The sequence below is a fragment of the Schlesneria sphaerica genome, from assembly GCF_044336245.1.
Taxonomy (GTDB): domain Bacteria; phylum Planctomycetota; class Planctomycetia; order Planctomycetales; family Planctomycetaceae; genus Schlesneria; species Schlesneria sphaerica.
Genome location: NZ_CP172346.1, coordinates 2,022,287 through 2,034,915 on the forward strand (window position 1 = coordinate 2,022,287; position 12,629 = coordinate 2,034,915).

Below are 12,629 nucleotides of genomic sequence, written 5' to 3' on the forward strand. Positions count from 1 at the left end.
GTGAGCCGATAGGGTCACTTTCCAAGTCAGGTTGCATCCTTAATCGTCGAGATCGAAGGACCGCTCCCTTTTTTTGGCCGCTGTTCCTTGAGCTGCAGTTTTCTCTGCTGTTGAATCGCTGCCATCAACAAGTCAAACAGTCGCCCGTACTCGACCAGTGCACGAGTAAAGAGTCGCTTCTCTACCGCATCGCGTGCACGACGAAAGGCTTCTTCGTAGCTGGGCCAGTCGACGGGCCAGTGGTCTTCAATCGCAGCCTGCTGAAGATCCGCTTCGAGGTGCGTGATTTGTTCTACAAACGCATCTGTAATGCGCGCGGGTGCTTCACGATAGGGCCGGCGATCCACGGCTGAATTCGGGGCGTAGTCAGATCCGTTTTTGAAATGGCGACTGCGATGCCACGTCCAGTAAGCAATCCCCGCCAGCGCGGCAGTTGCGAGGATGGCCCCTCCTTGTAACCGCCGCTCTTTATCCAGCTCAAAGAAATAAAGACCCACGAGGAACAGCGCGGCGAACACGCACATCAGGGCAAACCCACCCCAGCTCAGCCCTTCAAACCGGGAAGGGGGCACAGGTCGTTCATAGACAACATCCACACCCTCGGGGAGATCCCCGGTATGGACGATGATCACAGTGATGTTATCCGGGCCACCGCGCAGGTTGGAGAGGTTGACGAGCAGCCGACAGGCTTCGTTGGGGGGAACTGTCCCCGCGATCATCCCGATTTCGGAATCGCTGAGCAGTCCGGAAAGTCCATCTGAGCAAAGCAGGAAAATGTCCCCTGGCTCAACTGGAAATGGCCCCTCGATATCGACATCGACATTTGGCTCAGGCCCAAGTGATCGCGTGATGACGTTTCGGGGACAAAGCCTCTCTGCATCTTTCTGGTTCAGCTTGCGAGACTGAATCATCTCCCAGAGCAGGCTATGGTCCGAGGTTAACTGGTCGATCTGCGAATTGCGTATCCGATAGACTCGGCTGTCCCCGACATGACCGATGATAGCCCCTTGCGGACAAAGGACCAGTGTGGAACAGGTGGTCCCCATCCGCATGAAATCATGGTTTTGCGAACCACGCTCATTGATGACGTCGTTGGCTTCTTCAATCGCGATTTTCAGAGCGACTGCGGGAGGCCGTCCTCGCAATTTGGCAAACATGTGAGGAATCGTATCGGTGGCGATCTTGCTGGCCAGTTCTCCGACGGCATGGCCCCCCATTCCGTCAGCCACGACGAAAAGATGCCCACCTTCTTCCCATTCCTCTTTGAGCGAACACAGGGCCACCGCGCAGGAATCCTGGTTATTCTTACGCCGAAAACCGATGTCGGTTTGCGCCGCATAACGGACTCGTTGCTCCCAGAGCATGATGAACCCTAATCGTGGAACGCTCGCATCTTCAATTCGATCCCCGTCCCGCGAGCGATTGCTCGACAAACCGGGGGTTGTACTGCCATCGGTTTCCGCCCATGGGTCCCTGACGCCTCATCGCTCCCGTACCGGCCAGGACTCTGCGGTAAAACACCCATATCCGACTGACCTCACTCCCTCGAAGTGATCGGAATCACAGGACTGTTCGTCCCGGTGACGTTCATATCCCAACCAGCTGAACAGTTGTGTGGCAATTCGTAAATCGTAGCATCCCTGACGCTTCAACGAAACTGCTTATTAAGAGAATTGAAGTAGCCGAAATGCCAGTCTTGCCCATTCCTTCCAACCGTTCGAAGTTCCCAGGACGTTTCCGAGGTGCACTCAGATTGGATGATCGCTGATTGTGGCACCTCGTCCCGTCACCAGATCGACCTAAAGATTGCAGACACAATGTCCTGAAAACCACAATGTCCTGAAAATCGCCGCGGCAAGGCCTCTTGCAATCTCACGTCGATCGGAAAGGGGGGATTTATTACAGTATCTCGTTCGTTGTCCGAATTGAGCAATATTCCCCGAGGAGAACTCTGTGTGGGCCCATCTCACCCAACACGTTCTCAACAGGAGCGGCGAGCGTTGAATCCGTCGTCATCGAAGTCCGTGGTCATCAATCGCAATCTGGTCGGTGTGATCGCGGTTGTCATGCTGGGGGGCGCAGGGATCCTCTGGGTATTCACCGGGACTCAGAACATCTGGACCGGTGCCTGCTTAAAAGTTGGCTTGGTGATGGGGGCATTGTGGATGGCCTTGCCGGCGATTGCTCGAAACCGAAGCCTGGGCGAAGCCTCCTGGTTCAACGTCATCGCGTTCGTCGGACTGGCGCTCCTGCTGACGGGTAAGCGAGTCGACATTCGAATCATCATCCCTTTGCTGGCAGGAATTGCCATCGCGACGTTGATCCTTCGACCAAGGCCAAAAACTCGTCATAAGTAATCTCGACGAGACCTCTACCGGAGAGATTCCGAAAAGGTACTTCCCTGGGCGATCTGCAACGTCGTAATTCAGTTTCCCGGTTGCGTGTCGCTTTCAACCGGTCCTACAGATCGGACTTCACGAAGTGTCACTTGAACTTCGCCGGAATTGTCGAAGAACGAGTTCCAGTCATCGTTCAGACGCAAGTAGAAGGTTCCCGTGACGGGTGCCTGAAACGTCCGCTGATTTCCGATCCGGATGGTCTGCAGCATTGCGTCGTCAGATCCTCCGGCAGGCCCAGTTTCGGTCCGAAGACATCCCACCAGCGTTCCCATCGGCAGGCCATCAACATACCGGAATGAAATTCCCTGTGGGTCACTTTCCCACGCCCGGGTATCTCCGGTCGCCGCTTTCAGCGTGAATCGTCCTGTCGCTGATATCTCGTACGTCTTTCCCGCTTCGAGGAGAACACGACTGGACTGCCAGCCACGTTGTGCACTGATCGAGATCGAGGCCTCTGGACGACTCAAAGACAGGGGTTCCCCAGGCTGGAAATCAATCGCCGCATGCTCGAAGTCGTATCCGTATCGTGCATGAATCAGAAACAGTTGCCACCCCGTAGCCAGCTCGCGGTCCTCGTCCGGAAACGAGTTACGAAATTCTTGCTCGAACTTTCCACCCCGTGTCGCCTGCCCCAGCTTCTGGAATTGATTTCGGTACCGCGGCGTCCCATCGAGAAAGGCACACAGCGCCCAGGACCAGGCGTAGGGATCAGCAGTCTTAAACACCGCCGGCTCAAGTGACGCGATCGACGGAATCGGCGGAGTCAACTTTGTCGCGACGTCGCGCCGAATGATCCCCATTCGTCCGAAGCCTGCAAAATCGCGAGCTGAAGTCGGCATGACACGAAACTGCGCCCCTGATTCCCCGATACGGTGAGTGGCAAAGTATTCGGCCATTCCTTCCATGTACCAGAGGGGTGCATCCACGTCTGGCATGTAATTCATGAAACAGTGTGTTGCCTCGTGCAGCACGAGATGACGCCGGTAATAGTCGAGATCCTGATCGCGGACCCAAAACTCATTTCTTCGCTGTACGCCATGGTCGAAAGTGAATTCCTCAGGCAACAGTCCCTGACTTCGAAATAATTCCAGATCGTTCACCAGGTAACCGGTCATCTGGAATGACGATCCCTGCCGATCGGGAGGTAACGGGCCGAAGTACTGCTCCAGCTCATCGTAAAGTTGGTCCACCAGCTGCGGGAGAGGCTCGGCTTCTGCCGCAGGAACATCCGTAAAGAGCTTCAACCTTTTTGACTCAAACAGGTGGATGCCTGCCTGGGCCAAGCTGGCTTCGTCATGCTGAGGCCTGCGATCGTCGGGGCGCACCAGAAGCTCCGAAGGCCCATTCAATGCGACCGGAGAGAGAGCTTCCTCTCCGAGGATATCGTCCGCTGTTTTCGTCGGTGGTTCAGTCGCCGTTGTTTTCGCCGGAATTGCTTCCGCGGGGGGAGCGGCTAACGCTCTCGGCATCTCTGCAGGAGATTGAGGCGAACCTTCCTGCTGACAGCCGACCAGTCCGGAAAGAGTCAATGTCCCACAGCAGAGGAGCCTCAGCAGATCACGAACCATTCGGTGAATCCAAGTTGCTTGCATAGGGATTTACGCTCGTGCCGACACTGTCACTCTGCGGCAATCCTGTTGCTCAGCCAGTGATCCTAGGATCGGAATCCTCCCACGTTCACTGCTCCGAGCTGAGTCTGCACCCATTTCAGCTCAGGTCCAATATCGAGCAATCCGTCATTCTCGACGAGATCCAGAGGTGACCGGGGTTCATCTGCATTCGACGGACTCATACGCCGCTAGGCACAAGCAGCAGTCCAGGAATGCATTCGCCGCAATGCTATCACCTCCTGTCTCCATCGACATAGACGAAGCGGAGCCCATGGATTCTCCCGGGATTCAGAGCCCACCTCGAAAATGCGGCGACAAGACGTCGTCGCTTGATTGGTTGATTCTTACCCAGCCTTTCTGTCTCAGATGGGCAGGAAAAAGCGAGAAAAAACTCGAAAAAATCGCAACGCTTTTTACCATAGATTGTTAACGCGAAGATACATATCTCTGCGGCAATTTCGAAAGATCCAAAATCGATTGTCATCCGTTCCCATTGTTACAGTTCCTTCAGGTCGGAATTGCAGGCGGCACAAACATTGCTTAACCTGTCGTAAGGTGAGGTTCTCCGATCTCGGGCAAAACAGAGAAGACATTTCGACTTGTCTTTCTGTTTGCAGGAGCCGGCAAATTTCGCCAGATCGCAGATGACTCTTACGTTCCCGAGGAGTTCGAATAAAGTGTCTGATGAATTGGCGCACAAAAAGGGGGCAGACCCCAAACCAGAGACTCTTTTTCAAAAGGTTTGGGGCGGAGCACGATATATCGGCACGTTGCTCATTTTGCTGGCAGTGGCATACTACGGACACAGCACGCACTGGTCATTCGGCTACGGCGCTCACGCCGCTCCTCACAGCGAGCACGAGGAAACTGAGGTTCGGGAAAAACTGGAAACGAAAGAAGACGCCGAAGAATGGCAAGTTTCTTTCCCTTCGGAAAAATCTCTTCAGCAATCCGGGATCAAAACTGTTCCCATTGAGCAGCGTACCGTTACCGAAAAGGTTAAGACGACTGGCGTTATCACCTATGACGAGAGGATGTTCGCCGCTCTTTCGTCTCGCGTCTCGGGGACAGTCTGGCGGGTGCTGAAACAGCCTGGCGACACGATCCGCAAAGGTGATGTGCTGGTCGTCATTGACGCCGTTGAGGTTGGACGTGCCAAAGCGGAGTTCTTCAGCGACCTCGTCGATGTAGAGTCCAAGGCCGAGATTCTCGCAGCACTGGAAAAGGCCTCTGCATCGGTCCCAGAGCGACAAATTCGCGAAGCGCGGGTCAACCTGCGAGAAGCGAAAATTCGCCTGCAGGACACCGAACAAACCTTGATCAATATGGGTTTTGCCCTGAAGAAGGAAGACTTTGAGGGACTCAAAGACGCAGAGCGTTCTGCCAAGTTGCACTTCCTGGGCCTGCCTGATTCGATCGCCAAAAGTCTTGATCCGTCCCAGACGACAACGAACCTGTTGCCCCTGACGGCCGCGTTCGATGGCACACTGCTGCATCATGATCTTGCTATTGGCGAAATGGTGGAAATCGGAAAGTCACTGCTGGAAATCGCCGACATGCGTCGGATGTGGCTCAAGCTCGACGTTCCCAAGGAAGACGCGAACCGACTGGTGTTGGGACAGGTCGTCCATTTTCTTCCCGATGGCCTTGATCAGGATCTCGACAGTAAGATTACCTGGATTGATACCGAGATGAATCAGAAGACCCGAACCCTGCGGATTCGGGCAGAAGTTGACAACCCGATTGTTTCTTCGGACCCTGAAACAGGGAACGAAGTCCGACTGCTCCGAGCCCAAACCTTCGGAATTGGGACGATCGTCATTCGTGAGTCGGCCGAAGCATTCGTTGTCCCCCGTTCGGCGATTCTGCACGCCGATGCACAACCGATGATTTTCGCCAAGACCGATGCGCTGACGTTCGTTGCGATCGAAGTCAAACTTGGCCCCCAAGTGGGAGACCTGGTCCAAATCGAGTCAGACGAACTGCGGCCCGATCTCGAAGTCGTTTGCCAAGGGACGCATATCTTGAAGTCCGAGTGGATTCTGAACCACGTCGCTTCCACACCCTGATCGCGGCGAATCATTCGCCTCGTTGCCAGGTGTCGCGGAAAATCGTGATGCTCCGGACTTGAATGGCATGAATACACGTCGATGCGATGTTAAACTCTTCCGGTCGAGTGACATTGCATCGTCGCATCCCGGTTTGCTTAACCGTCTCTGCTCACTCCTGAAACTTCGCCCTGAGGCGGGAAGTCACAGCCTGAGCAGTGATGATCGGCCTGAATGCTGACGTCGCAAAACGTCTGTGGATGCGCAGCTCAATCTCTAACGTAGTTTGAACCAATGCTTCAGTCCATCATCGCCTGGTCTCTTAATCATCGTATTATGGTGCTGCTCGGCGCCGTGATGATCTGTCTGATGGGATACCTTGCCGCCAACGCGCTCAATGTCGACGCGTTCCCGGACACCACCCCCATCCAGGTCCAGATCAATACTGCGGCTGGAGCATTAGTGCCGGAAGAAGTGGAGCGTCAGGTGACGTTCCCTGTGGAAATGTCGCTCGGTGGACTACCCGGGCTCGAAGACCTGCGATCGGTCTCTCAGTTCGGGATCTCGCAAGTCATCGTCACCTTCAAGGACGGCACGAGCGTCTACTTCGCTCGACAACTCATCAACGAGCGGTTGAACGGTGTGGAACTGCCCGCCGGCATTGGGCGGCCCGAGATGGGCCCCGTGTCAACGGGTCTGGGTGAAGTGTTTCACTACATCATGACCTCGGACGACGGGGATCTGACTGCCATGAAGACCTTGCATGACTGGGAAGTGAAGCCCGTCATGCGAACTGTTCCCGGAACCGCCGAAGTCAACTCGTGGGGGGGACTGAAGAAACAGTACCAAGTCCGAGTTGATCCGACATTGCTGGTCAAACACGGTCTGAAGTTCGAGCAAGTCCTGGAAGCGGTCCGGGAAAACAACCTGAACGTCGGCGGCGGCAGTATCCGGCAGGCAGGTGACTCGGTGCTGGTCCACGGCGTAGGTCGTACGATCAATGTGGAACAGATTGGTGCCATGGTCATTACCGCCGTCGACGGTGTCCCCATTCGCGTCCGGGACATCGCCGAAGTGGTGATCTCGCATGAACTCCGTCGAGGGATCGTTACCGCCAACGGAAAAGGCGAAGTCGTCCTCGGTCTTGGCTTCATGCTGATGGGCGAGAACAGTTACGCGGTCACGAACCGCCTGCGGGAACGCTTTCTGGAAGTCGTAAAAACTCTTCCAGAAGGCTTCCATATGGATATTGTGTATGACCGCACAGAACTGGTAAACCGCGTGATCGCGACCGTTAAGAACAACCTGTTCGAAGGGGCGTTCCTGGTCGTGATTCTGCTGTTCCTGATGCTGGGTAATCTGCGTGCGGGCCTGATTGCCGCCGTCGCCATCCCACTCTCGATGCTCGTCGGATTCTGCGGAATGTGGTCGATGGGGATCGCCGCGTCGCTGCTGAGTCTGGGTGCCATCGACTTCGGTATCGTCGTCGACAGTTCCGTCGTGGTGATCGAAAACATCATTAAACGCCTCGCGCATCGCGGGGCGTGCTCCGCGGATGAGCGACTCGCCATTATTCGAGATGCGGCCTCCGAAGTGCGAATCCCCACTGTCTTCGGACAGTTGATCATCATGATCGTCTATCTGCCGATCCTCACCCTTGAGGGGGTCGAAGGGAAGATGTTCCGCCCGATGGCAATCACCGTGATCTTCATTCTGATTGGATCACTGATCCTCTCTCTGACACTCACGCCTGTCCTCTCCAGCATCTTCCTGCCACGCGTCGTTGAAGAGAAAGAAGTCTTTATCGTCCGATTCGCTCAGTGGGTGTACCGACCATTCCTGAATCTGGTGATGATGTTCAAATGGCTCATGCTCGCCGCCGCCGGGGTGGCTCTGGCGATCACACTCAAAACGGCCATGGGCCTTGGTACCGAGTTCGTCCCGCGACTCTCTGAAGGGGATATCGTGATCGGGGTGCTGCGTGCCCCGGGAACCAGCCTGGATGAGTCTGCGGCAATGAACACGAAGCTCGAAAAGCTGCTCGTCGAGAAATTCCCGGACGAGGTGCGACATGTCTGGAGTCGCGTCGGTACCCCGGAAGTGGCAACCGATGCAGGTAGCGTGGAAGTCACCGACGTCTTCGTGTCGCTGAAGCCACGTGAAGAGTGGAAGAAAGCGAGAACCCAGGCAGAACTCGTCGACCTGATGCTGCCCGAAGTGGAGCAGATGAAGGGCCAGATTACCTGGTTCACTCAGCCAATCGAACAACGAATCAACGAGATGGTCTCCGGCGTTCGCGCGGATATTGCTCTCAAGCTGTTTGGTGACGATTTCTCGACATTGATTCCCAAAGCCCAGGAACTGCAGGCAGTCCTCGGTACCGTGCGCGGATGCAGCGACCTTTCGATCGAACAGGTCGCAGGGCAGCCCATCCTGCGAATCGCGCTGGAACAGGACGAGATCGCCCGCTACGGCATCTCGGCACGACAGGTTCTCGACGTTGTTGAATCGATCAGCAGTAAAGTGATTGGTGAAGTCGTCGAAGGACAATTGCGATTTCCTCTCGTGGCAAGACTTCCCGACCAGTATCGCGAGAACCCTGAAGTGATCGGGCGAATCCTGCTCTCCGGCCCCGGCGGTGAGCAGCTTCCACTCTCCCGTGTCGCGGACATCCGACGTTTCAGTGGTCCTAAGATGATCACTCGTGAATGGGGCAAACGCCGTATCACAATTCAGGCCAACGTCCGTGGTCGTGACGTCGGTAGCTTTGTCGCAGAAGCCCAGAAAGCAATTGCGGAAAAAGTCGATCTCCCCAAAGAACAGTTCCGAATCGAATGGGGTGGACAGTTTGAAAACATGCAGCGAGCCCAGCAGCGCCTGATGATCGTCGTGCCGCTGGCGCTAAGCTTGATCGTGGGATTGCTGTACCTGACGTATCGCAGTCTGCCAGAAACATTCATCGTATTCGCCAGTGTGCCGTTTGCCTGCGTGGGGGGAGTGCTTTCGCTTGCCTACCGACAAATGCCACTATCGATCTCGGCCGCGGTCGGATTCATCACCCTGTCGGGGGTCTCGGTTCTCAGCAGTATGATTCTTGCGTCTGCATGGCGTGCGGCGAGAACGGCGCCAGACCCCGAACTGACCCTGAACCTGGACGATCATCACGGATCGGGCGATGAACACAGCCATGGTCACGGCGATAAGCCACAGACTGTGGTCGATATTTCAGTTAGTTGTCTACGAACCATTCTCATGACAGCACTGGTTGCCAGCGTGGGCTTCGTCCCGATGGCCACCAGTGAAGGATCTGGAGCTGAGGTACAGCGGCCGTTGGCGACCGTCGTGATCGGCGGCGTGATGAGCAGCATGATCTTCACCCTGTTCATTTTGCCGATTCTGTTCGGACTGCTCGAATCCGTTCGAAAGATGACGGATAAGCGTTACGCGACTTGAGGTCAGGCGACCGGTCCCGAATGATCCCAGGCGTTAGCCGCAAGGATCATTCGGGACCTGTTTGCAGTCTGTTGCCGCCCGCCTTCAGCCCAAGCCCGATTACGGCAAGGGCATAAGGGAAGTGCAGCACACCAGCTCAAAGCCGATGGCTCCTCGCGCAAGGCTCATCCGCCAAAGTGAGAGTCAGCGACTTGCCGCACCAGTAGACTTGATTCGTCCCCGCGAGAATTGACTCGCGCGATCATTTGCTCAACGGAATCGGGCGCGAAGGATACGGGGTCGAAGGGCCAGGTCCTTCCGAATCAGAATATCGTCGTAGCCCCCATGAGCCGCGACAATTTCCGTGAGCGCGTCCGCCTGCTCGGGAGTAAACTCCAGTAGCAGGTGAGCATTTTCTTTCGCGAAACGGGGGGCAGCTTCGATGATTTTTCGCAGCACATCCAGCCCGTCGGCACCACCATCCAGAGCGAGTCTCGGCTCGTGCTTGGCTACCTCTGCATCGAGTTGATCGATTTCCGCAGACGGAATATAGGGTGGGTTACTGGCGATGATGTCGAACTTCGAGTCAGGGGGCAATCCCTGAAACAGATCTGATTCAACGAACTCCATCCGGTCGTCGACATTGTGCCGAGCAGCATTTTCACGTGCGATCGCAATCGCCTTATCGCTGATATCCGCCGCAGTCAGCCGGGATGTTTTCGCGTTCTTGGCCACTGCAATCGCAACACAGCCCGATCCGGTACACAGATCCAGAATTCGCGGCGATACAATTGATTTCGCCAGATCCAGAACTTCGAGGACCAGTGTTTCGGTATCGGGTCGAGGGATCAGGACATCAGACGTGACTCGGAAACTGAGGCTGAAGAATTCACGCTCGCCCACCAGGTAGGCCACTGGTTCAGCTTTGGCGCGTCGCTGTACCAGTCCGCGCATGACGCCTCGCACTTCTTCGTCGAGAGGATCATCGAAGTGCGTGTAGAGTTGTATTCGAGGGCAGTGACGAGCATGTGCGAGCAAGATTTCTGCATCCAGCCGCGGGGTGTCACTGCCATGTTTTTTGAGGTGAGCCGTGGTCCACTCGAGTACACGACGCACCGTCCACGGTTGTTCCGAAGCAGACGGCGACTCGGAAGGAGCAGTTGTCACTAAATTCGTCCTTGAGTTTCACTCACCCGGCAGAACAAGCCCGGGCGTCAAGTAAGCCCTGACGTTCTGACTCAATCATTCTAGCCGAGTGCGTTACCGCCACGAAGCCGTTCTTCACGGTCGAACTGAATTAATGCCCCCACGACTTCATCCAGATCACCCTGAATAATCTGGTCCAACTTGTGGACCGTCAGATTGATTCGGTGATCGGTCAGTCGATTCTGCGGGAAATTATACGTCCGAATTCGCTCACTTCGATCTCCAGACCCGATCAAGGTCCGTCGTTGATCAGAGCGCTCTTTGTCGGCCATGGCCTGTCGATGTTCAAGCAGTCGGCTGCGCAGCACACGCATGGCCTTGGCCTTGTTCTTATGCTGACTCTTTTCGTCCTGAATCCTGACCACCAGCCCGGTCGGAACGTGCGTGATTCGCACGGCCGATTCGGTTTTATTCACCTTCTGACCGCCAGGACCACCGGCACGCATGGTGTCAATCTGAAGATCTTCGTCCCGAATCTCGACATCAATGTCAGTCGCTTCGGCCATCACCGCAACGGTCGCGGCACTGGTGTGGACGCGGCCCTGTGTTTCCGTCTCGGGAACGCGCTGGACTCGATGACCACCACTTTCGAACTGCAACTGGTGGAAAGCTCCTTCACCAGTGATCGACAGGACGACTTCCTTCATCCCCCCCAGTTCATTGGCCGAGAGCTCGAGGACTTCGAATTTCCAACCCCGTTTCTCGACGAACTTGGTGTACATGTCGAACAGATCGCGGGCAAACAGAGACGCTTCGTCCCCCCCTGTCCCCGCCCGGATTTCCATGATCAGGCTGCCACGGGTCAACGAATCGCCCGCTGTCACCATATCTTCGAGTTCGGTGCGAAGCACGTCGTACTTGGCTTGCAGCTCTGTTTGCTCTGCCAGTGCGTACTCGCGAGTCTCATCGTCGTCCGCCGTCTCGACCATCTCCTGGACGGAGGCAAGCTCCGCTTCCAGTGAGTTAAACTCGCGTACTGAGCGGGCCACTTTTGCCAGTCCCCCATGCTCACGCTGACAATTGAGCATCTGAGTCGTATCGGCGAGCACCTCAGGATCCTGGAGCATTCGTTCCAGTTCTTCGTAGCGAGCCAATTTAGACTGAAGCGTGGGAAACATGGTGACCGTACGACTATTGACGGAACAAAAGGGAATGCAGCACAGTCTCTTGCAGCCGATCAGAACGACCGCAGAAAAACGGGCAACCTGCGTCTGCCAAACTCATTCTGGATTGCGATGCAGCAATTGCCCTCAAGTGAGGGCCTGAGGCGGCGAGCGACCAACTTTGCGAGGGAACGCAGACCACGTCGACGCCAAAAATTCGACCGAGCGGCGATCACCATCCCTCTGAAACAGGTGCAGCCGAGGAGTACGGCGATCAGCCCTGAACGATCAGCGAAATCCAGATCGTCTCGAACATGAATCTCAACCGGCAGCACGACTTCATCCGGAAGAGGGACGTGCCGCTCGAGAAAATGGATCAGATTGACGGCGAAACTCAAAAGCCTACGGTACGACCCACCCCTTGTACGAGATGAGTCGACCGATCCGACAGCAGCAAACTACTCTTTTGGAGCTTCGGCAGTGCCTTCGTCTTTCTTGCCCCAGTTGTATTTGCGCTGGAATTTTTCCACGCGGCCCGCAGCGTCGATGAACTTCTGCTTGCCGGTGAAGAAGGGGTGCGAAGCAGAGCTGATGTCCACCGTCACCATGGGAAGGGTTCGGCCTTCGAACTCAACCGTCTTCTGAGTCTTGATCGTAGACCCAATGACAACCTGAACTCCCGTCGACGTATCCTGAAAGACCACGTCTCGATACTCGGGATGAATGCCCTCTTTCATGATCCAACCTACCCTGCAAAGTGACGACGGCCCGATGTTCGCGCGACATCGATGGGCATCTTTTTTTCAAAACAGAACCGGAATTGCGGAATTC

At 55.7% G+C, this 12,629-nt stretch carries 8 protein-coding genes; 3 read left to right on the top strand and 5 right to left on the bottom strand.

What is annotated here, in order from left to right:
* Positions 1-26: 26 nt before the first annotated feature.
* Complete coding sequence (locus tag ACGY09_RS07435; RefSeq protein WP_397571052.1) at positions 27-1,364, bottom strand: PP2C family protein-serine/threonine phosphatase; 1,338 nt, start codon at positions 1,362-1,364, stop codon at positions 27-29.
* A gap of 636 nt (positions 1,365-2,000) precedes the next feature.
* Here ACGY09_RS07435 and ACGY09_RS07440 point away from each other — a divergent pair.
* Positions 2,001-2,357: a hypothetical protein gene (locus ACGY09_RS07440; RefSeq protein WP_397571053.1), complete on the top strand. Its 357-nt coding sequence runs from the start codon at positions 2,001-2,003 to the stop codon at positions 2,355-2,357.
* 68 nt (positions 2,358-2,425) lie between these two features.
* Here the strand turns inward: ACGY09_RS07440 and ACGY09_RS07445 are convergent, their stop codons facing one another.
* Positions 2,426-3,967: a hypothetical protein gene (locus tag ACGY09_RS07445; protein ID WP_397571054.1), complete on the bottom strand. Its 1,542-nt coding sequence runs from the start codon at positions 3,965-3,967 to the stop codon at positions 2,426-2,428.
* Positions 3,968-4,686: 719 nt separating this feature from the next.
* Here ACGY09_RS07445 and ACGY09_RS07450 point away from each other — a divergent pair.
* A complete protein-coding gene (locus ACGY09_RS07450) occupies positions 4,687-6,078 on the top strand; it encodes an efflux RND transporter periplasmic adaptor subunit (protein WP_397571055.1) in 1,392 nt (463 codons plus the stop codon).
* Between the two features lie 273 nt (positions 6,079-6,351).
* Positions 6,352-9,510, top strand: a complete 3,159-nt coding sequence (locus ACGY09_RS07455; RefSeq protein ID WP_397571056.1) for an efflux RND transporter permease subunit — start codon at positions 6,352-6,354, stop codon at positions 9,508-9,510.
* Between the two features lie 249 nt (positions 9,511-9,759).
* On the opposite strand, the gene prmC is transcribed toward ACGY09_RS07455, so the two are convergent.
* From prmC to ACGY09_RS07470, 3 genes are all read right to left on the bottom strand, one after another.
* On the bottom strand, positions 9,760-10,656 hold the full coding sequence (gene prmC, locus ACGY09_RS07460) for a peptide chain release factor N(5)-glutamine methyltransferase (protein WP_397571057.1): 897 nt from the start codon (positions 10,654-10,656) through the stop codon (positions 9,760-9,762).
* 80 nt (positions 10,657-10,736) lie between these two features.
* Positions 10,737-11,813 (bottom strand): peptide chain release factor 1, encoded by a 1,077-nt coding sequence (gene prfA, locus ACGY09_RS07465; RefSeq protein ID WP_373650906.1) that lies wholly within the window; start codon positions 11,811-11,813, stop codon positions 10,737-10,739.
* A gap of 443 nt (positions 11,814-12,256) precedes the next feature.
* A complete protein-coding gene (locus ACGY09_RS07470) occupies positions 12,257-12,535 on the bottom strand; it encodes a type B 50S ribosomal protein L31 (RefSeq protein WP_397571058.1) in 279 nt (92 codons plus the stop codon).
* Between the last annotated feature and the right edge of the window lie 94 nt (positions 12,536-12,629).

Coding starts and splice junctions, on each gene's coding strand:
- ACGY09_RS07435 (WP_397571052.1), bottom strand. CDS start 1,364: ATGCTCTGGGAGCAACGAGTCCGTTATGCGGCGCAAACCGACATCGGT.
- ACGY09_RS07445 (WP_397571054.1), bottom strand. CDS start 3,967: ATGGTTCGTGATCTGCTGAGGCTCCTCTGCTGTGGGACATTGACTCTT.
- ACGY09_RS07455 (WP_397571056.1), top strand. CDS start 6,352: ATGCTTCAGTCCATCATCGCCTGGTCTCTTAATCATCGTATTATGGTG.
- prfA (WP_373650906.1), bottom strand. CDS start 11,813: ATGTTTCCCACGCTTCAGTCTAAATTGGCTCGCTACGAAGAACTGGAA.
- ACGY09_RS07470 (WP_397571058.1), bottom strand. CDS start 12,535: ATGAAAGAGGGCATTCATCCCGAGTATCGAGACGTGGTCTTTCAGGAT.